The sequence below is a fragment of the Paenibacillus sp. USDA918EY genome, from assembly GCF_009870825.1.
Taxonomy (GTDB): Bacteria; Bacillota; Bacilli; order Paenibacillales; family Paenibacillaceae; genus Paenibacillus_AQ; species Paenibacillus_AQ albilobatus.
Genome location: NZ_WTWY01000020.1, coordinates 1 through 20,014, shown reverse-complemented (window position 1 = coordinate 20,014; position 20,014 = coordinate 1). Strand labels below are relative to the sequence as shown.

Below are 20,014 nucleotides of genomic sequence, written 5' to 3'. Positions count from 1 at the left end.
AGAGGCTAACCAAGCGGTTAGCCTTTTTTGTTAGTGGCTTTAGCCAGTTGAGCTCGCGAAGCGTGCGAAACAAAAAACCACCCGCCCAACGGGTGGTTATGATTTCGAAACGGTTCCGATTCATCAGCTTCTCGTTCTAAAAGGTCTGAAGAATGCGCGAATGTCACCGGCAAAAAGCTCCGGTTCCTCCATAGCGGTAAAATGTCCGCCGCGGGGCATCGAAGTCCAGCGGGTTACATTCAGGTTGCGCATGGCCCATTCCTTGGGCGGCAACAGGATATCCGCCGGGAATAGGGCAAGGCCTGTCGGAACCTCGATGTAGCCGATTGGCGGCAAAGAGTGCGCATTATCATAATACATGTGCGCTGTCGATCCTATAGTGTTCGTCACCCAATACATCATAATATGCGTAAGGAGCTCATCCTCGCTGAATTTTTGCGCAAGGTCGCCGTTACAATCGCTCCATGATCGGAATTTCTCCATCATCCAACCGGCCAAACCTACGGGCGAGTCGGAAAGTCCATATGCGAGGGTTTGGGGGCGCGTCGATTGAATGGACATATAGCCGCCCTCCTGAGCCATCCATGCCGAAGCATTATTCTTGTATTGCCGCTCTTCTTCCGAAAGCTTGGCCTGATCAGATGAAGCTATGAGATCTCGGATAATCCCGATATCGGTTAGATGGATTCCGTATAACCGTTCGGGATGGTTTGCCGCCAGGTATCTGGTCACACCGGAGCCTATATCCCCACCGGCGGCAGCGAATTTTCTGTAGCCTAATTCTTCGGTCATGAGTTTAACCCACATTTCGGCGACACGAAAATTGTTGACCCCGGGATGTTTAGGGCGGCTGGAGAATCCAAAGCCAGGCAATGAAGGGACGATTACGTCAAAAGCGTCCTCGGGGTTGCCGCCATGGCTGGCCGGATCCGTAAGCAGCGGGATGATTTTTTGGTAACGAAGGTAACTGTCTGGCCATCCGTGAGTAAGAATCAGAGGCAAAGGGTTAGGTCCTTTACCGCGTTCATGGACGAAGTGCACGTCGATCCCATCGATCTTGCAGCGAAACTGGGAGAAGCGGTTCAACTTGGCTTCTTGTGCGCGCCAATCATAATGGTCCCTCCAATACGAAACTAGCGATTTTAAGTAATTTAATTCCGTGCCCCGTTCCCAATCCGCATTTCCCAATTGATCCGGCCAACGGATGTGATGGAGTCTGTATTGCAGATCGTCCAGGATTTCATCAGAGACCTGAATTTGAAAACGTTCAATAGTCAAAATGATTTTCCTCCTCTTCTTAATACATCGTCATTATATCCATCAAGCCGGTGTGGTGCACTGGCATAAATGAAATATCTAACTATATTATTTGTAGGTGAATGCCATGTCGCAACTAGACTGAAGCAACCCTCTAAGGTAGCTCCGAAGCTTCAACGTTTTTTGGATAGCCAGAACCTTTCCCCTACGAATGTCATGGATGGGCGCATGAACATCATAGCCTGGAATGATGCCTACTGCGCATTAAATGGGAATCTCACGGTTATGTCGGAAAGGGAGAGGAATTTGGTCTGGATGACGTTTACTTCTCCCCGTTTCCGCTATGTCAAGGGAGACCAATGGGAACTGCATGCTCGGCGAATCAGGTGCTTTAGGGTCTTGCGCTGCGGGAAAGGCGAGCGGCGGAGCAGGGGGTCAAACCTTCCCACTTTCAGCCGGCAGTTTTCCTTGTTCCGCTGCTGTATTTTGTTTCCATGAGTCACGGTTAAGTTGCGGGATGGCCTTTTTGACAGCGTTCCTACGTACACTGGGACACCCTTAAATTCACTTTAAGCCATTGGCCGGATGCCTGTTCAGATCATCTTGGGAATGATCTGCTCGTGTTGCGAGTATTAGAAAAATGCCGATAACTGACATAACGATGACAATGATAAAGGAGACTGTAAAGTTAATATTGAAGGATAAAAATCGACTTAAAATAGAAGGACCAAATGCACCTCCTAAAATACTTAAAAGCGTGAAGAGCCCCATCCCGATACCAATCTCCGTTTTTTTCAAGGTCGATGGCACAACGTTGGCAGCGGATGATACTAATGTGGTATAGCCGAGCGCAAAGATGAACATGACGATCCCAATGCCGATGGGCATGTCTTGCAAAACCGCCATAAGCAGTGCTCCCAGAATCATAAAACCATGACCAGCTAGGATCATGATCCTGCCATTGTACTTGCGAGAAAGTGCTCCCATGTAAGGGCCGAACAACGAACCAATCAATGCGCCCGGGAACATGACGATGCCGATCAAGCTTGCTTGCAAGTTACCGCCCTGTTTTAGAACCAAGGGCAATAAAAATAAAGCGGCCGGATATGCAGATGTGCCTGCAAATACAGAGAGCAAGGAATTTCTGTAGCCTTTGTTAGCGAGTAAAGAGATGGTGATAAAAGGTGCGTTCTTCCCGCGTATGTGGAATGAAAACGCAATAAGCATCAGGACAGCAATTATTAAAAGATAAGGATTTAGGCTGATACCTAGTACCAGAATGCCTACTGAAAGGGAGAATAAAATAGCTCCTAAGACATCGAATTTCTCCCCTTGTGCAACATTAGTAGGGAAGTGTTTCACAACAAATGGGATAATAAATACGATCAAGAGAGAAACAACAAAAAGACCGTGCCAACCAAACAGTTGAATAATAAATCCACTGAGGACCGGGGCTACTCCGCCCATCAACGCGAAAGTAGTAGACACAAGGCTTAATGCTTTGCCTCTGTTCTCGGGTTTGAAATATTTAGGTGGAACTACATACGCTAGGGAGGGAATAGCTGCAGCACCAGCTGCTTGAATAATTCTTGCGGTTACAACGGCCGGAAAAGAGCTCGAAAAAAGCCCCATTAGCGAACCAAGAGTGAATAGGGCTATCCCTATTAGTATTAATGACCGAGCAGAGAAACGGTCGGTAAGCTTTCCATACGTACCCGAACCTGCTGCTAATACAACTGCATACAGCGTCGTTATCAGGCTGCTTTCGGAAGTGGACAGATGCAAGTCTTTAATAATAAATGGAACAGCAATGTTGAACATATAGACATTCATCGTTGCCAATGATGAGGCAATTAATAATAGGGCTAGTAATGCTTTTTCGTTTATAGGTTTTGCGATAGAATCCATCCTCAATCTCCTTCGGCCATAGTTCTGTTGAATTTGCACTAAATTTAGATTAACATTAAACGGAGAGCTCTCCTCTTTATAATAAGCGGAGAACTCTCCGGATGTCAATATGAACCAAGTCTAGCATGAGGGGTGTTAATATGTCGGAGGAAATCAAGGCAATTCAGTCGCGAATTGAACGACGTGATGCCGCCGAGAATCGTCAACGAATATTGGTCGCAGCCCATAAACTTTTTGAGCAGAACGGCGTGGACCAGGTAAGCATGAATCAGATCGCAGCGGAAGCCCAGATAGGTCCGGGCACCCTATATCGTCGTTATGCCAATAAAGCTGAATTGTGTTTGGATTTAATAAAAGACAGTGTCGTTCGGTTCTTCGAAGATATAGAGCAATATCTATTGCAGAATCAGCAAGAGCCGCCGGACCAACGGTTAAAAGGAATTCTCAAAATTTTCATGCCTTTCATTGAGAAGAAGGCACAACTACTAACAGGAGGCAAGGGGTCCGCGTCAGCTCAGCGACTTCCGTATCAATCACAGAATCCGCTCTATAACAAAATGCATCAAATCGCAGTCGAGTTATTCGATGAGATGGCAGCAGCGGATCATCCAAGCCCAAATAGTATATTTAAAGCAGATATGCTGCTGATCGCCATAAGTATTGATTCATATTTTTATCAAAGAGATGTTCGCGGCTATTCACCCGATGAAATTTTGGAACACCTTTGCTCAACATTCATTAAAGGGGTTTGATGCAGTTTATAATCTGGATGATCTTCAGCGAAAAAAATACTTTACGCAGCAAATTAGTCGCCACGTCTCTATTCGGAACAAAGGAGTTTGTCTGCAATCTGAGGGCTTTTCCTTAGATTGGAAATGCCCTTTTTACATCCCCATTGATGCGAAATGAAAGTCTGTTACATTAAATTCTCTTGTAGTAATGCTTTTAATCCTGCCGTATTCATTACGTTCCATGGTGTATTTAATTCTGGCTGAAAGAAGAAATCGGCATAGGCTAATTGTTCTAATGTGCATCCGGTTTGAAACGCAAGGGAGACCGTATTGATATTAGCAGTCAAATCAACTTTAGACATGATTTGTCCTCCTAAAATCTCTAAAGTTGTTGGATCGTAAACCAGCTTGAACATAACGGTCGTCTCCGGAGAAAAGAGGGGCGTCTCTTGTTCCAAGTAAACGGATTTTATTTCAATGCCTAGCTTTTTTGACGTTTTATCATTCAAACCAGCTGTAGCGAAATAATAATCGAAGATATGCGCACCTGAAGAGCCTAAATATGAGATGATTAATCATGGAAGTAGTCAAATCGGAGGGGATGACGCAAGAGTATGATCGAACAAATTGAGTTGCTTGTCAAAACAGGCTTTCATAGCTTAGAGGAAATCTTCGAAATATTAACGGAACAATATGACATTTCAATCGAAGAGGAGCAGCTTCAGACAGAAATAAACAGCTTGTTCAATCGTCATGTGGAAGCTTCTGAACAATGGGCTCGTCCAACGCATTTTGAAAATCTAGTAATGGTCTTTGACATGCTTTGCGATGGAGGTATCATTGCGCTGCATAATGCCGGCCTTACGATGAACGATGGCATTGACGATGCTAATGAATGTTATGAAGAACTGATCAAACGAGGAAAATTGCCTGCGGGCTACTGTTTTTATCACGAGCAGGATATTGAGAGGGCTATCGATAGCAATGTACTGCTTATTGCCTTCGGCACGTTCAGAGAAAATCCGGAACATGCTGCCAAAGTGGCGAATGTCATCGTTTCGTTTCTTGAAAGTTTCGGTTTTAACGTTCATTGGGATGGAGATATCAATAGCCGTATTGAATTGCTGAATTTTGAATGGAGAAAGACGTATAGCGAGCATGATTCTTATGGGTTGGAACGCGCTGTTGAAATCATTGCAGAATCCAGCTATGACCTTGCTTTCAATGCCCTGCGTCCTCTGGATGTTGACGGCGGAAAAGCGGGATCGAGCTTACCTGCCTGCACCAAGCACACTTTCTCTGAAATCAAGCACCTGCTCCCTGCAGATTGCTGGGCTTACTCTCGCAACGAAAAGAATGATGGCGAATTTGACAATGAAACGGTCCTTGTATATGACGGAGACTTGGCCGTCGACCATATTCATCTTGATGATCCATTGGGAATCGATGCGGAAAGCGAACGCGGGCAGCAGGAAGCGCTGCTTGAGCGGCAATCGGTGTTTTTGATCCTGATCACGGGGGACTTGATTGTCCATAACTACATATATAATGAAAATACGGACGGTTCAACAGGCTTGATTGTGCTAGGCAATGTACAAGCGTCCAATATCATTGTCGGCGGTCAAGAAATCTATATCGGGGGCAATCTTGAAGTAAACGAATTATTCTGGGGCGATTATAATCATGGAATGCTTAGTGTATGCGGAAACGTTACGGCTCCCCTGTTTGTGGAAACAGACGAATACTATGTCGGGATAAAGGGTGAACGCCATTTCAAGAAGCATTGGGTGGATGCTGATGAGTTTGATGGAAATGAAGTTCAAACGCTGCTCGCAGAAGGATGCTATTGGTTTGAAGATCACGAGGAATATGACGAGGGTCAAATACCTCTCTATAGGGAAGGAATATTCGAAAGACTGAAGGCAAATCAGCCCCTTCTCAAGAAGGGATGGGCGGAAGAATCGCCGCGGATTTTTGAGGATGAAGAACCCAGCGTGAACAATATACAGCGAATCCTAGCATCTCCTTTATTCGGGGAGGATAACACTTACAGATTTTATATAGACGATGTCAGCATCAAGGTGAGCCGGCCTTCCCTTAATGAAGATGGCAAGGAAGTCGGCGGTTATATTTATATGCTGCAGGATGATACCTACGCTGTATTCCTTTACTTAAACGAGGTTAAAAAGCCTCTTCGCACGAGGAAGATTTCTCTTGAAATGCTCTATCAAAACCATGCCGAGGACGATTGGCATCCGCTGAAAGACCATTCTCCTGAACCGTACGTGCAGCTCCTGAATCAATATTGGCCCCGGATGCTGAAGGAAATCACCTACAGGGAAAGCCTTGATGTGGAAACGATTTCCTTTTGGCAGGAGCAGCTCCATGAAACGATAACGGTGGAAAAGATCGAGAGAATACTTGCTTTGCCGATCGTAACGGAAAAGTTCAACGACTACTATGATGAAGATAAAAGCGGCTATTGGAGCGGCAGTCTTCATTACTGTTTCCGATTGCCCAAAGGAAAAGATAACCCCCGCATCGGTGTAGGGAAAGAACGACGTGATTTGTCGTTATTCCCTACGATTGATGGCGATTTTGACGTCCTCTTATATCACTTCGATATCGAAACAAGCGATGACGGCATAAAGAAAGTTGTATTAAAGTTTCAGCCGCATAACGAGGGAAATACCCGTCCGGTTGAAGCCGCAGAAATCCATCACATTCGAACAGCCCTTCGATTCTGGAGCAGACTGGAGAAGACGATTTTCCAACATAATGATGATTTTCTGGAAGAACAGTCATAGGCGAGCCACTTGCGTGGGGAGAACAGGCATCAACGGATTGTAATGCGGGACTGATCCTTGGCATTTCCACGTTTGGCAGTACGCAGTAAAAATTAAATATAATATTAATGGAACCGTTGTGGGAAATGTACAGTAACGGTACGGCCTAAGGTTTTCCCTGCTCAATCAAGTCTGTATTCGACCTCTACCGGGAGTTGTTTTAATGGATTAACGAGCATGAGGATGACTTGGTGACCGGCAGAATTAGCGCTTATTTTGGATACGATCATCCGCTGATGGAAAAGTACATGCATTTAAGAATGAGAATGGAATAGGCATAAACCGAGAATTGGATTGCAGGTCCGGGCAAGCGGCGGCAAAATCATATCTGAGGTGATAAGCTATAAATTTGCATAAATTTAGTCACGCGAAAGAGTTAATGAGCGTTGCGGATACGATGTCCATAAAAGCAGCCTTACTCCCGAAGGAGCAAGGCTGCAAATATATCCTTGAGATACTCGAAAAATATAAGCCTTGGAAGACGGAGGGACACCTTTCTATTGGTGAAGGTGCAAATAGATTATCCACAGACGATTATGAATACTCCTTCTCCCTTTCCATGGAAAGCGTCCCTGCTTTCATATTTTTCGAGCAAAACTATATAAATGAGTGCGATGTTGTGGTTGTTAACGATGCAAAAAATATTTCCCCGTTAATGGAAAATAGCCATGGCATGGAGTATTTCATCTCCGATGAAAGTCTTTCGTTTCTGATTTCCGTTAATTGGTATTCAATAGAATATGTTGGAGATATTGATTTATTAATATGAGTGATGCATACGGTTCCTAATAAAATGGTAAATTCGCAGGATTCCGGTAGAACGCGATCCAGGGCAGAATGATGGAGGGCCACAGGTGATTGATTTTAATGCGGAAATCATATCGGGGTATTCGATGGGGAATGTTGTTTTGGGGAGAAATATATCTGAGTATATCGATGAACTATATTCGCGGCACAGGGTTCAGCTTAAAGAATATTCCGTTCCGGATGGCGAGGTAAGATCTGCATATGCATTGGACGGCACTATGACAATTGTTGTAGATTCTAATGGCCTGATCGCCTCTATTGGTTGCAATCAAAATTATACGGGGCGCTATAAGGAGCGCTTGTATGCCGGGCAATCCATGAGGGATATCATCGGGCTGACATCAAGGCAGCGTATTTTTAATGGATCACTGATCATTGACGATGACTTTGGATTTTCTTTTGTAATTCCTTCGCCTTATGATGAAATTGCTGATGCAATGGAGCACATGCCGCTCGATTTGATATTTAACGAAATCTATGTGGCTGACTTCTCTTCTTGGAATCCCCAAAATAGCGGAGCAAGATTTTTGCACGAAAGGAAGACGAAGAAGCGAATATGAATTCTCAAGTGCTTTCTAGCCAAACAATTGAGCTTGAGAGGGATCTGTGTCGTGTATTTGGTGATGCAGGTGTGTTGGCTAAGGATTACAATAATTCTCGACTGAAAGCCCACGTTTTAATCGTGGGCTGAAAGACGGCTTTGCCAGAACATCCCTTCATGGGATGGGAAGGGCAAACACATAGTACGTGTGCGTGTGTGCTTTTCTTTTTGTTTAATCGTTGTAGTTTTATGGTTAAACTGATACAATTGTTTTATGGGACAAGAATATAGACGTACAGCTACAACAGTATCTCTCATTAATTATCATTTTGTTTTCTGCCCTCGTTATCGAAGAAAAGTGTTAGTAAATCAAGTGGAAATTCGATTCAAGGAGCTTTTAGCTGAAATATGCCATCAGAATAACTGGATTATTGTGGCGATGGAAGTTATGCCCGATCATGTCCATCTGTTCCTGAACGGTCTTCCCACCGATTCTCCATCAGATGTTATGGCAAAAGTGAAAGGAGTGACCTCTCGAATATTAAGGCAGGAGTTTGAGCATCTTGCTCATTTGCCTAGTCTGTGGACACGTTCTTTTTTCGTGAGTACAGCTGGAAACGTATCAAGCGAAACAGTAAAGCGTTATGTTGAAGAACAAAAGAAAAGGGGGTGAACACATGCAAGTTTTAACCGTTAAGATACGCATATTTCCTGATCAACCAGCCATTCTAGTTCAATTGGGAAAGGAGTACATTCGGGTAGTCAATCAACTAACCGAACGGGCTGAACAACTGGGGGCATTTCCGAAAATGACGACAAAAGATGTAGAAACCATTCTTCCCTTTGCCGTTTGTAATCAAGCGATTCGAGATGCCAAAAGTGTTTTCAGTAAAATCAAGAAACTTGGTGTTCGTCCCATTCTTAAAAAACCTGTATATTTCGTTAACAATCAAAACTACACGGTAACCGAAAATACAGTTGCTTTCCCGATCGTTGTAGATGAAAAGACGAAGAAAACAACGTTTCGTGCTACAGCGACGAGTAGAGATATGGAGCTGTTAAGAAAATCCAAACTTGGATTGATGCGTATCATTGAAAAGTCAGGGAAATGGTACGCTCAAATTTCGGTAGAAGTGCCTACAAGTGTAACAAACAACGAAAACATCATGGGGATTGATCTTGGTTTAAAAGTTCCTGCTGTTTCTGTAACTTCTACAGGTAAAACCCGATTCTTTGGAAACGGCAGACAAAACAAGTACATACGAAGAAAGCATGAGCAACGTAGGCGTAAATTAGGAAAACTGAAAAAATTGTCTGCCATTCGTAAGCTAGGTAATAAAGAGCAACGTTGGATGAAAGATCAAAACCATAAGATGAGTCGGCAAATTGTCGATACAGCCATTCAGGAAGGTGTGTCCATCATCAAGCTTGAACGACTAGAGAATATTCGCAAGACGGCAAGAACAAGCCGCAAAAACGCAAAGAACCTGCAAAGCTGGACATTCTATCAGCTTGGGCAATTCATCTCCTACAAAGCAAACCTTGTCGGCATTAAGGTTGTGGAGGTAGATCCTGCCTACACTTCGCAATCTTGTCCTGCCTGTGGGGAGAAGAACAAAGCAAAAGACAGAAGGTACGAATGCTCATGCGGATTCCACGCTCATCGTGATCGGGTTGGAGCGATCAATATCATGAATCAACCTGTGGCAGATGGTAACAGTCTGTCAGCCTAAGATGCTATATGCACTGTCTTAGGACGGGCTGATGAGACAGCCCTGAACTTGGGGGAACTACGGTTAGCAGAAATGCACGACCGACTACCACCCAAGAATCCCGATGATACCGAAGGTGTCAGCTTGCGGCTTTAGCCGTGGGAGTCTCAAATTGCAAGCGTCGTCAAGGATTGTCCACCTGAAATCAAAGACTGTGCCGAACGTATTCGCTTCGTATTCGCGCCTGATGAAGGGCGGGATTTCACGAACCATATCATTTGGGCGATAAACTATTTATTGGAAATACCGGGCGCGATTATTTTGGGTGAAAGCGAGCAAACGATTATTCGTTAAAATTCACGAATAGGACAGGAGAGATGATGTGAAGCTTTCAGATTCCACTCATTCCGAAATTACGGCTCTATGTCAACAAGGTGATGATTTGGTGAAGGCAGGCGATCTTGAGGCGGGAAAAAATAAGTACGTCGAGGCACTCCGCTTATTGCCGGAAAATCAACTAGAATGGGAAGCCGCCACGTGGATCTATGTGGCTATAGGGGATGTCCATTTTCGAATGAAGCATTACGATAAGGCATTCAAGTGCTTTTTTAATGCTGTACAGTGTCCGAAGGGGTTGGGAAATCCCTACATTCATCTTCGGCTGGGGCAGTTGTATTACGAACAGGAAAACTTTGAAAAGGCAGCTGACGAGCTAACCCGGGCTTACATGGGTGCCGGTATGGCGATCTTTATGGAAGATGACCCAAAGTACCTTGAGTTTTTGGAGACAAAAATAGAGCTTTGAAGTTCCGGGAGAGCGGGAGGTCGCTGATTTTTTCAAAAGACTCTTCATTTTCATTTCACTGGAACTGCCGCATGAAAGAACTTTATTTTTTTACATCAGCTTTGACGAGGGAAAATAAAGAGCTCCGCATCGGCCGCAATAACCCCATAGCGTTCTAAAGCCTTCGTCGATGATTCGAGCATCCGTCTTTTCAAATAATCACCCTGGGCCACCCGAACCCGCTTCCCCAGAAAACGGATCTTGGAAAGTAAATACTCCATTTCGTCCCCAAGCAGAGAAACCCTGACTCGGTAGGTATCGTTCTCCGCATCGTACTCCACATTTTTCTCGAAGCTGGAGAAGGCATACAGGATACGGGACAATTCAGCGTTGTAAATTCGGACAATTTCAATGACGACTTCACTTCTACGCGATTCGAGAGCTTTTCCGATCTTCTCAAGAATACTTTCCGCTGCCGACGGATCGATAGGTTCTGGCGTGACAGAATGGATTTTCTTCAGCCTAGTGCTCATGAAGGCATGATGACGGTTGTGATACCAGAGCAAATACCACTCTCTTTTGACCATGGAGTATTCCAGCTTGTAGGGAAAGCCCGGATGATCTGTGCTCACACGGCCACCCTTAATCTCATAGGTAATACGTATGCCCGTCTTATTCATGATGTGCCGGCGCAACGGTCGGAGGAGCGGGTGGTAGACCTGCTTTTCCATTGTACGGGCTTTTTCGATCAAGTGGTGGGATATATCCATCACCTGATCCGGCTCAAGGGCAGACCGCAATTTGTCCAAAGTGTCCGCAGTGAAAGCATCCGCCGCCGCGGGATGCTCCAGCATGGTCTTCAGCCACGCCCGTTCGTGCGAAGTGACCATGAAGGTACCGGAATCCTCCAACCGGGAGATGATCTGGTGATTGAATACTTTCTCAAACAGATTCATAGTAAGACTGGATCTCCTTCCATTCGGCAATCATTTCCCGGCGAAACGAAGCGGGCTCCAGAACCTCACAGCTGGAACCGAAACTCCGCAGCCACGGCTTGATTTCGGTAGTTCCGTTTACAGTTATCTCGTAAATAAATGATTGTTCATCTTCATGCACAATCTGTCCCCATTGTCCCTGCAGCAAGACCCGCTCTTTGACGAAGTTCGGCTCAGAACCTTCCGGATTGTAAAACCTGGCGCGTACCGTCACCGGCCGTCCGGTATCGATCAGCCAACCGTAGCGTATTTTCTCGGCAAGCTCGCATTTCTTTTCCTCATACCAAACCTCGTCAACGGATTCGTCCTCTTCAATTTGCGTGATACCTTCCATGCGGTATTTTCGAATCCCCTCCCGGCCGTGGGAAAGCAGATACCATCTTCCGTATTGATGATCATAGACAATTTTAAGCGGCAGCGTCTTTTCGGCTTTGCCTTCCGTATCCCGTTCAAACAGGGGATTGGTGTTTTTGGAGGCGTAGCTTTTTTCCGACTTCGGCGAGAAGTACAGAAAACGGACTTTGCGGCGGTGACGGATGGCATGGAGGAGCGTGAACAGATGTGCCTCATCCAGGATCCGCGAGTAGTAATGATATTTATATAAAAATGGCTCTACGGCATACTGCTCGACTTGATTGCGCAATAGATGTTTCTTCAGTCCATCACGCAGCAGATAGCCTTGAACGGAAGGGACCTGTGTGTTCGCCATCACATCCACAAAATCGTACAAATCGAGAAGTTCCCCGTCCGATAAGCCGCGAACCAAGTCGTCTTGAATACGATACCGGAAGGGGCGAGGCCCAGGCTCCCTCTTGATGACTCCGACCTCCTCCAGGTACTTGAGATCCGACCGAATCGTTTTTTCGTCAGGCAGAGGAAGATCGGAAGGAAGGCTGCTGCAGCACATATCCAGGAGCTCCATTACAGTCAAAGCCTGCTCATTCATCGCGGCTAATAGCAGCGAGATTCTCTGGCTTTCGGATTCCTTGACGGATTTGGCGCGAAACAGAAACAAGAGCAGCGGGTCGGTGGAGTCATAATAGCTGAACCGAACGGTTTCAGAAAATTCCTTGCCCTGTTCCTGTGATAAGTTCTGGTGCACGGAGCTGACGACCTCTTTGAGCCGCCTGATCGTTTTATCAAAAGTGTGGACGGAAATGCCCAATCTTTCGGCGAATTGTTGCCTGCTGAACGCCCCGCTTGTCAGCACCAGCATACGCAGGAATTGAATTTCTTTATCAAAGCTTTCCTTAGCCAAAGGTATCCCCCGTTCAAATGAAACATCTTCTTCCATTGTAACAGGGGAGGGATTTGGGTGAAATGGATAACTTTGTGCCCAGTCGTAATACTTTCGCCATGTTCGTTACTCCCAAAATAAGCGAATATAGATACAGAAGCCGATGCGACAAAGCGGCGGCTAAAAAAGATCATTGAGGCGCATGGAAGGGTTACTTCGACTTCTAATCGGCTTGTCGTTGGTTCGAGTCCAACTTTCTCCAGTGGAGGAATAGCTCAGTTGGTAGAGCAGCATGTACCTTTCCGACCAACTTCCTCGATGATCCTTCATAAAGCAATAGCGAAGCGAGGCGCCGGAAAGGGCTCCTTCGACTTATATGGGATAAGTATTGATGGTGTCTGCATTGGCACGAACGGCCTTTTCAACTATTTCCTCGCTTCGTTAAGAAATAACTTAAGCAGCCGGCGAGGCGCCGGGATGGGTTACTTCGAGCTTAATCGAGCAAAGGTTCAACCCGGGCAATACGGCAGGTTCGACTCCTGCAGCAAACCTGTCCCGCCTTTTCCTCGCCAGTGCTATTTGAAGGAGGCAATCCAGTATGAGTATGGCAAAAAAACTGTTCGGTTCGTTTAGACCGAATATACTCAATAAAGATCGCTATCCAGCATATGCAAGATCTCTGGAGGAGCAGTATTTACAGATGCTGTTGACCAATACCATGAGCAATACCTTTTACGCGGATCAAAATGAACTGCTATCCGATGCGGAACAGCTTCATCAAGAGATGGCGAACAGTAACCCGAATTTTATGGCAAAGGAAATCATATTTGCTCGGAACGAGGGCTTTATGAGACTGCAGCCGTTGTTTGGCTTGGCGATTCTTTCGATTTATCGGCCGGATTTGTTTGCGAAGATCTTCCTGCTCGTGGTTCGGATTCCTTCCGATTTATCCGACTTTCTAATGATATTGAAAGGTATGGGGCGTGGAGAGGGCGGCCGTGCCGTCAAGCGGCAGGTAAACCGTTTCTTGTCCGGCGTGTCCGAATATTGGGCTATAAAATATAACGGCCGTGGACGCGGCTACAGTTTGGGTGATGCCATTGCAACCGCTCATCCGAAACCGGAAGACTTGAAGCAGCAGGCATTGTTCCGATATTTGCGGGGACTGGAGGCAAACCTTGCCTTGCTGCCCCAAGTCGAGGCTTTGGAAAATCTGAAGCTCGCCTCAACCGAGGAGGAGCAGATCGCGTGGATCGAACGCGGCAAGCTTCCTTATGAAACGGTTACGGGTGCAATCCAGCCGTCCAAAGCCGTTTGGGAAGCGTTGCTTTACCAGATGCCGACATTTGCGCTGCTCCGGCATATGAATGCTTTGCAGCGGGCCGGGGTTTTGGAGGATAAACGCAACCTGGACTATGTCGTAAACCGCATAACCGACGAACAGGCACTGAAGAAGGCCAAAATCCTGCCATTCCGTTTAGCGACGGCATTCCGCCAGGTGGATCATCCGGAGCTTCGGGATGCTTTGCGAGAAGCTGCCGAGCTTACGTTCGACAACCTGCCTGAACTCGGAGAAAAGACGGCAATTTTCCTTGATATCTCCGGCTCGATGAACGGCCAGTACTTAGAGATCGGCGCGGTGTTTGCTTTGGCGCTGTATAAAAAGACGCAGGGCAGTTCGTTGTTCTGGCTGTTTGATACGGAGGTTGTGGATGCCAGGCCTTCCCGCAAAGACAGTATCTTAACACAGGCGGCGCAAATCCATGCTCGTGGAGGAACCGATACAGGTGCGCCTGTTCGGAAGCTGATCCAAGAGCGGAGGAAGGTAGATCAAATCATCATCATCACGGATGAGCAGCAAAACAGCGGCAGTCCGTTTTATGAGCAGCTGAGACTGTACCGTTCGAAAGTGAACCGGGACGTGAAGGCATTTATTGTGGATATTGCCCCGTACCGGCATGCGATGGTACCGGATCAAGATCCGCAAACCTTCTACATTTATGGTTGGAGCGATACGGTGCTTTCCTATATCGCGCAGTCAGTTAAAGGCTATTCTTCGCTGGTGGAGCGGGTAGAGGGAGTAAGTTTGGACGGTTAAAATGTTGAATCGGCCTGGATGCCGATCTAAACATGGCGATCAAGGCATTGGAGGGCTGGAACGTTGCTTCTTGGGGCGAGCGGCTTGTTGAAGCGGTCACTCGCTTATCAGAAGTGGAACCTGAAGACTCGGTAAAAGAACGACTTCACAAACTCCGTGAGGCAAAAGGTTTGTAAGTATGGGGAAAGCAATCATTATGTAGGAGTTGAATGGTTATATGGCTTATCAAAATATAGACGGCGTGCGGGTCTGGGGTAATCCCGACAGCGGGGCGCTGGCTCAAGCAAAAACGTGTTCAGAAACAGGCAATGTCGTTCAAACCCTGCTCATGGCAGATCATCATAAGGGCTACAGTCAGCCGATCGGCGGGGTAGTTGTATACGATGGGCAAATCTCTCCTTCGGGCGTTGGTTATGATATTGCGTGCGGAAATAAAGCGGTGCGAACCAACCTGTTTGCCCAAGATATAAAGCCCGGATTGAAGAAGATCATGGATGAGATTGCTCGCAAAATCTCCTTCGGAGTAGGTCGTGTCAATAATGAGAGGGTTGACCATGACCTTTTCGATGATCCGGATTGGGCTGTTTACAGGGCGGTAGGACAGCAGGAGCACGACAAGCTGAAAGCATTGGCACAGAGTCAGCTCGGCACAGTCGGCAGCGGCAACCACTTCGTAGACCTGTTTGAAGAAACGGAAACCGGCCGTTTGTGGATTGCGAATCATTTCGGGAGCCGAGGTTTCGGGCATAAAACGGCGAGCGGTTTTATCAACCTGGCTGCCGGCAGAGCGTTTCTCGCGAACGCTCCCGGTGAAAAGATGGACCAGCCGCCAGTACTGCTGGATTTGAACAGCGAACTGGGCGATATGTATTACAGAGCGATGAAACTGGCTGGACGTTATGCCTATGCCGGCAGGGATTATGTGATCCGGCAAGTATTAGCCATTCTGGGGGCGGAAGCGGACATAGAAGTGCATAACCATCATAACTATGCTTGGAAAGAGACGCACAACGGTAGAGAAGTCGTCGTCGTTCGCAAAGGGGCAACCCCGTCTGCACCCGGTCAGGTTGGTTTTATCGGCGGCAGTATGGGAGATATATCCGTAATCGTAAAAGGGAAGGACAGCATAGAGAACAGAGAGTCTTACTACAGCACCGTTCATGGAGCGGGACGAATCATGAGCCGGACCCAAGCGGCAGGCAAAATGAACTGGAAAACCCGTAGCCGCAGCGGAGGACAAATTACTACAGAGCAAATGCTTGAGGCTGTCCGGGATTTCGGTGTTGAGCTGCGCGGCGCAGGTACGGACGAAAGCCCGTTTGTCTACCGGAAGCTTCAAGAAGTGCTGGATGCGCATGCCGAAACAATCGAGGTCATGCATGTTCTGAAACCGATTGGTGTTTGCATGGCTGGAGCGGATGAGTTTGATCCGTATAAGGATTGAGGCAATTTCCAATAGCTCATCAACTCGAGGTGATTATAGCCTAAATGACATTTCAGATTCAAATAAAGTCATGATACAATAAGTGGGGTCGAATATTGAGAAAATGACTGTTTTGTAAGTTTATATATTGAGGCAACGGTGGAATGCGGGGTTCGGCGTTGTTTCAAAACGATCTCATGAAGGAGTGATCACCATGCAAACAATCAAAGGTAAAGTGGCGTTAATTACAGGAGCAGGGCGTGGAATTGGACGCGCAACAGCAATAGCTTTTGCTCAAGAAGGTATTCACGTAGGTCTTGTTGGACGTACGCTTGAAAATTTACAACACGTAGCAGAGGAACTTAAACAGTATGATGTGAAGGTAGCCATCGCCGCGGCAAATGTAGCGGATTTAGACTCGATCACTGCAGCGGTTGAATCCATTCGCGGAGAGCTTGGCGCCATCGACATTTTAGTAAACAATGCCGGCATCTCCAAATTCGGCAACTTCATGGAATTAACGCCTGAAGAATGGACCAATATTATCGATGTCAATGTAAAAGGCGTGTACTATACAACACGTGCGGTATTACCGGAAATGATAGAGCGCAAAACAGGCGACATCATTAATATCTCCTCGACAGCCGGTCAAAAAGGCGCACCGGTTACAAGTGCATACTCGGCTTCAAAAGCCGCAGTGATCGGATTAAGCGAGTCATTAATGCTTGAAGTGCGTAAGCATAATATTCGTGTTACAACGTTAACGCCAAGCACGGTGGCAACGGATATGGCCGTTGAACTCAACTTAACGGACGGCAATCCGGATAAAGTGATGCAAGCAGAAGATTTGGCAGACTTAATGGTTGCACAGCTAAAACTTCATCCACGTGTTTTGCTAAAACATGCCGGCCTTTGGTCAACCAATCCTTAATAATAATATTCGAAATATCAAGACGCTACCTTATGTATTTGGGGTGGCGTTTTCCTTTTTATATCATAAAAAGCCAGCTTGGATTGGTAAAGTATAGGCAAGAGCCAGATTACCAAGGTAATTCAAGAGTATGCGGCATCATAGGTTGATGTAAACGAGCAAAATCCTCATACAGTGGACTTTTATGACAGTTTTGGATTTATGGTATTTGGGTGAGCAGAATTCGACGAAAAATTTAAGCGCTTACAATTGGGTTTCATTAATCCTGCAGAAATGAAGAAAGCTCTGGATTACCTTAAGGAACATCCTATGGTGGAACATGCCAACTTCAGAATCCGCTATTCCGGATGCAAAGGCTAATGTCCTGGTCAAAAAAACTGGAATGCTCAGAATAATTACGGGTTCACAAATAATGCTTACTTACATACATTGAAAATAGTACAGTTAAAACCTGTGGACCGTCTCATGGTGAGCCACAGATCGATACAAGGAGGTATGAAAATGACTAATAAAAAGTTTTCTTTTAAAGCCCTCCCACTAATGGTAGTTTTAGCAGTATTCATATCGACATTTTGCGCAGTCTTACCGGTGAGCGCAGCCGCTAGAGGAGCATGGGCTCCAGATACTGCATATGCAGTAAATGATACGGTAACATATAGTGGAAGTACTTATTCCTGTCTTCAGGCACATACTTCTCTCGTAGGTTGGGAACCACCCAATGTTCCTGCTTTATGGCAGAAAGGCGGTAGCGGCGGAACCACACCACCGATAACAAACGGAGTAACATTTTATGCAGATATAAACTATGGTGGAAAAGCAGTGACACTCGGAATAGGCAATTATACGCTGTCCCAGTTGAACGCAAACGGAATTCCGAATGACTGGATGTCCTCTCTCAAGGTTCCTAGCGGCTGGACTGTTGAAGTATATGAGCATGATAATTTTGGAGGAACAAAATGGACCTATACTTCGGATTCTGCCTGGGTCGGCAACGATGTCAATGACAAAATGTCATCGGTAAAGATTTATACGGGATCACCATCTCCTTCAGTAACAAAGCCTTCCGAAGTTCCAAGCAACATATGGACATATGTAATGAATGTGGACAATAGATTTGGCAAAGGCGGAGATTTTGCTTTATTGCTGAGTGCTGTGATCAAAAAGGAAAGCAGCTTTGGAGCAGGCTTACCAGGCAGTCCATCAGCTGGCGACGGATTGATGCAGGTAGAACCAAACACGCGTAATGCTTATTTATCCCAATTCAGCTCAACATTTGGCCGTACTTATAATCACAGCAGTGAACAAGATCAGGTAAGCATGGGCGCAATGATTTTAGATGAGAAGATTGTTAAGTTTGGAAATATATATAACGGATTATTACACTATAACGGAGGAGATTACTGGTATCCGGGAGCTACAGATTCTTATGGCCGTCCTATTCTGGCAAATCTATATGCAGATGAAGTTTATGCAACATATAAGGGGTATGGCGGTAAGAACTAGAATGAATTAAAGAAAGTTACATCTTTGACACGGAGATTCCCCATGGATCAAGGAGAAGCTCAAGCAAAAATGCTTGGGCTTTTGGTGCGCTTGGCAGCGCAATCGACTAACGTATGAAAGTCCCGAGCATACCGCAGGTGGCGGAAGCTAAACAAGCGAAAACCCACCGCATAAAGGTTGACCGCCTTCGGTGGGTTTCGCTTAGATTAATTCTTTGCGCGCCGTGGGTTCCACAGCTTTTGTCCTGCAAGTCATTGCTGTTACCGCGGCAAAGGCTCTTTTTAGTGTATGCCGAAAAACGGTTTCTTTATACTTAAATCCTATCACTTGTCCGCTGCTGGATCAACTGATTTTGGAAGGGATCGGCTGCAGGAGGATATTTGGCAAGCGAGTATTGGCGAGATGGATAGAGAAGCTCAGGCCTATTTTCTGAGGTGAGAACTCGAGCCTTCCGCTCATGTGGAGAGCATGGCTTGGCTGGATTTAGTATAATGTAAAGAGAACGAATTTCTGATTGGGGAATGGGTTCTTTTTCCTATAGTCTGACAAGATAAAAATTTCCGTTTAATTTGATATATAATATTGTCAGGAAGAACGACTGTAAATAAATTATTTTTGAAGTAGCTGCTTGGTTGGATGACCAAGTGTACTCCTGTTTAATCAATAAGTTATTAGGCATGATATAAGTGGACAAGAAGTCGAACATTAGGCGCAATATTTTGGGTCAAAGTTTGAAGCTGTATTCTAGAAAGGATTTGAGTTTGAAGTGAATAACAATTTTTGGCTTGATTTACCCCGGCCTTTTTTTGTGCTTGCGCCGATGGAGGATGTGACGCACGTTGTTTTTCGTCATGTCGTAAGTAAAGCAGGAAGACCGGATGTGTTTTTTACGGAGTTTACGAATACGGAGAGCTATTGTCACCCGGAAGGCAATCATAGCGTGCGCGGCCGTTTGCTCTTTACCGAGGATGAACAACCGATGGTTGCGCATATATGGGGCGATAAGCCGGAGTATTTTGAAAAGATGAGTATCGGTATGGCGAAGTTGGGATTTAAAGGGATCGACATCAATATGGGTTGTCCTGTCCATAATGTGGCATGCAATGGGAAGGGAAGCGGCTTAATTCTCCGTCCAGAGGTTGCGGCTGACATCATCCAAGCAGCCAAGGCAGGAGGATTGCCTGTTAGCGTGAAGACCAGACTTGGTTTCACGAGGGTGGATGAATGGCAGGACTGGCTGA

General features: G+C 45.9%; 19 protein-coding genes. 14 read left to right on the top strand and 5 right to left on the bottom strand.

Annotated elements, in window-relative coordinates:
• Positions 1–123: 123 nt before the first annotated feature.
• Positions 124–1,278, bottom strand: a complete 1,155-nt coding sequence (locus GQY55_RS26860; RefSeq protein WP_160044999.1) for an epoxide hydrolase family protein — start codon at positions 1,276–1,278, stop codon at positions 124–126.
• A gap of 69 nt (positions 1,279–1,347) precedes the next feature.
• On the opposite strand from GQY55_RS26860, the gene GQY55_RS31645 reads away from it, so the two are divergent.
• Positions 1,348–1,755 (top strand): MmyB family transcriptional regulator, encoded by a 408-nt coding sequence (locus tag GQY55_RS31645; RefSeq protein ID WP_268895068.1) that lies wholly within the window; start codon positions 1,348–1,350, stop codon positions 1,753–1,755.
• Between the two features lie 66 nt (positions 1,756–1,821).
• Here the strand turns inward: GQY55_RS31645 and GQY55_RS26850 are convergent, their stop codons facing one another.
• Positions 1,822–3,165 (bottom strand): MFS transporter, encoded by a 1,344-nt coding sequence (locus GQY55_RS26850; RefSeq protein ID WP_160044998.1) that lies wholly within the window; start codon positions 3,163–3,165, stop codon positions 1,822–1,824.
• 140 nt (positions 3,166–3,305) lie between these two features.
• Here GQY55_RS26850 and GQY55_RS26845 point away from each other — a divergent pair, with 140 nt between their 5' ends.
• Positions 3,306–3,917 (top strand): TetR/AcrR family transcriptional regulator, encoded by a 612-nt coding sequence (locus GQY55_RS26845; protein WP_201452251.1) that lies wholly within the window; start codon positions 3,306–3,308, stop codon positions 3,915–3,917.
• 164 nt (positions 3,918–4,081) lie between these two features.
• Here GQY55_RS26845 and GQY55_RS26840 read toward each other — a convergent pair whose 3' ends face one another.
• The gene (locus GQY55_RS26840) at positions 4,082–4,435 is read right to left on the bottom strand and encodes a hypothetical protein (protein WP_268895070.1); all 354 of its coding nucleotides are present in this window, start codon (positions 4,433–4,435) and stop codon (positions 4,082–4,084) included.
• 75 nt (positions 4,436–4,510) lie between these two features.
• Here GQY55_RS26840 and GQY55_RS26835 point away from each other — a divergent pair, with 75 nt between their 5' ends.
• The 6 genes from GQY55_RS26835 (at position 4,511) to GQY55_RS26810 (ending at position 10,607) form a co-directional block, all read left to right on the top strand.
• Positions 4,511–6,703, top strand: coding sequence for a DUF6891 domain-containing protein (locus tag GQY55_RS26835; protein ID WP_160044996.1), 2,193 nt, complete (start codon positions 4,511–4,513; stop codon positions 6,701–6,703).
• Positions 6,704–7,139: 436 nt separating this feature from the next.
• Positions 7,140–7,511 carry a hypothetical protein gene (locus GQY55_RS26830; RefSeq protein ID WP_236575894.1) on the top strand — a complete coding sequence of 124 codons (372 nt, stop codon included), beginning with the start codon at positions 7,140–7,142 and terminating at the stop codon, positions 7,509–7,511.
• Between the two features lie 85 nt (positions 7,512–7,596).
• Positions 7,597–8,109: a hypothetical protein gene (locus GQY55_RS26825; protein ID WP_160044995.1), complete on the top strand. Its 513-nt coding sequence runs from the start codon at positions 7,597–7,599 to the stop codon at positions 8,107–8,109.
• A 255-nt stretch (positions 8,110–8,364) separates the two neighbouring features.
• Positions 8,365–8,763: an IS200/IS605 family transposase gene (tnpA, locus tag GQY55_RS26820; RefSeq protein WP_160044994.1), complete on the top strand. Its 399-nt coding sequence runs from the start codon at positions 8,365–8,367 to the stop codon at positions 8,761–8,763.
• Positions 8,764–8,767: 4 nt separating this feature from the next.
• Positions 8,768–9,823 (top strand): RNA-guided endonuclease InsQ/TnpB family protein, encoded by a 1,056-nt coding sequence (locus GQY55_RS26815; protein WP_160044993.1) that lies wholly within the window; start codon positions 8,768–8,770, stop codon positions 9,821–9,823.
• A gap of 361 nt (positions 9,824–10,184) precedes the next feature.
• Positions 10,185–10,607 carry a tetratricopeptide repeat protein gene (locus GQY55_RS26810; RefSeq protein WP_160044992.1) on the top strand — a complete coding sequence of 141 codons (423 nt, stop codon included), beginning with the start codon at positions 10,185–10,187 and terminating at the stop codon, positions 10,605–10,607.
• Positions 10,608–10,702: 95 nt separating this feature from the next.
• Here GQY55_RS26810 and GQY55_RS26805 read toward each other — a convergent pair whose 3' ends face one another.
• Together GQY55_RS26805 and GQY55_RS26800 are read right to left on the bottom strand one after the other, a co-directional pair.
• Positions 10,703–11,542, bottom strand: a complete 840-nt coding sequence (locus GQY55_RS26805; RefSeq protein ID WP_160044991.1) for a WYL domain-containing protein — start codon at positions 11,540–11,542, stop codon at positions 10,703–10,705.
• The gene (locus GQY55_RS26800) at positions 11,529–12,839 is read right to left on the bottom strand and encodes a helix-turn-helix transcriptional regulator (protein WP_160044990.1); all 1,311 of its coding nucleotides are present in this window, start codon (positions 12,837–12,839) and stop codon (positions 11,529–11,531) included. The genes GQY55_RS26805 and GQY55_RS26800 overlap by 14 nt, the downstream gene beginning before the upstream one ends.
• A gap of 577 nt (positions 12,840–13,416) precedes the next feature.
• On the opposite strand from GQY55_RS26800, the gene GQY55_RS26795 reads away from it, so the two are divergent.
• The 6 genes from GQY55_RS26795 to GQY55_RS26770 form a co-directional block, all read left to right on the top strand.
• Positions 13,417–14,916: a TROVE domain-containing protein gene (locus tag GQY55_RS26795; protein WP_160044989.1), complete on the top strand. Its 1,500-nt coding sequence runs from the start codon at positions 13,417–13,419 to the stop codon at positions 14,914–14,916.
• 32 nt (positions 14,917–14,948) lie between these two features.
• Positions 14,949–15,092, top strand: a complete 144-nt coding sequence (locus GQY55_RS26790; protein WP_160044988.1) for a hypothetical protein — start codon at positions 14,949–14,951, stop codon at positions 15,090–15,092.
• Positions 15,093–15,133: 41 nt separating this feature from the next.
• Complete coding sequence (locus tag GQY55_RS26785; RefSeq protein ID WP_160044987.1) at positions 15,134–16,360, top strand: RtcB family protein; 1,227 nt, start codon at positions 15,134–15,136, stop codon at positions 16,358–16,360.
• 193 nt (positions 16,361–16,553) lie between these two features.
• Positions 16,554–17,270, top strand: coding sequence for a 3-ketoacyl-ACP reductase (locus GQY55_RS26780; RefSeq protein ID WP_160044986.1), 717 nt, complete (start codon positions 16,554–16,556; stop codon positions 17,268–17,270).
• Positions 17,271–17,771: 501 nt separating this feature from the next.
• A complete protein-coding gene (locus GQY55_RS26775) occupies positions 17,772–18,773 on the top strand; it encodes a carbohydrate-binding protein (protein WP_160044985.1) in 1,002 nt (333 codons plus the stop codon).
• Positions 18,774–19,539: 766 nt separating this feature from the next.
• On the top strand, positions 19,540–20,014 hold a 475-nt coding region (locus GQY55_RS26770), incomplete at its 3' end, for a tRNA-dihydrouridine synthase family protein (protein WP_201452250.1).

Bases quoted from the DNA above. Each gene is read 5' to 3' on its own strand.
- GQY55_RS26790 (WP_160044988.1), top strand. From the start codon at position 14,949: ATGGCGATCAAGGCATTGGAGGGCTGGAACGTTGCTTCTTGGGGCGAG.
- GQY55_RS26815 (WP_160044993.1), top strand. From the start codon at position 8,768: ATGCAAGTTTTAACCGTTAAGATACGCATATTTCCTGATCAACCAGCC.
- GQY55_RS26805 (WP_160044991.1), bottom strand. From the start codon at position 11,542: ATGAATCTGTTTGAGAAAGTATTCAATCACCAGATCATCTCCCGGTTG.
- GQY55_RS26785 (WP_160044987.1), top strand. From the start codon at position 15,134: ATGGCTTATCAAAATATAGACGGCGTGCGGGTCTGGGGTAATCCCGAC.
- GQY55_RS31645 (WP_268895068.1), top strand. From the start codon at position 1,348: ATGAAATATCTAACTATATTATTTGTAGGTGAATGCCATGTCGCAACT.
- GQY55_RS26835 (WP_160044996.1), top strand. From the start codon at position 4,511: ATGATCGAACAAATTGAGTTGCTTGTCAAAACAGGCTTTCATAGCTTA.
- GQY55_RS26850 (WP_160044998.1), bottom strand. From the start codon at position 3,165: ATGGATTCTATCGCAAAACCTATAAACGAAAAAGCATTACTAGCCCTA.
- GQY55_RS26775 (WP_160044985.1), top strand. From the start codon at position 17,772: ATGACTAATAAAAAGTTTTCTTTTAAAGCCCTCCCACTAATGGTAGTT.
- tnpA (WP_160044994.1), top strand. From the start codon at position 8,365: ATGGGACAAGAATATAGACGTACAGCTACAACAGTATCTCTCATTAAT.
- GQY55_RS26795 (WP_160044989.1), top strand. From the start codon at position 13,417: ATGAGTATGGCAAAAAAACTGTTCGGTTCGTTTAGACCGAATATACTC.
- GQY55_RS26845 (WP_201452251.1), top strand. From the start codon at position 3,306: ATGTCGGAGGAAATCAAGGCAATTCAGTCGCGAATTGAACGACGTGAT.
- GQY55_RS26830 (WP_236575894.1), top strand. From the start codon at position 7,140: ATGTCCATAAAAGCAGCCTTACTCCCGAAGGAGCAAGGCTGCAAATAT.
- GQY55_RS26780 (WP_160044986.1), top strand. From the start codon at position 16,554: ATGCAAACAATCAAAGGTAAAGTGGCGTTAATTACAGGAGCAGGGCGT.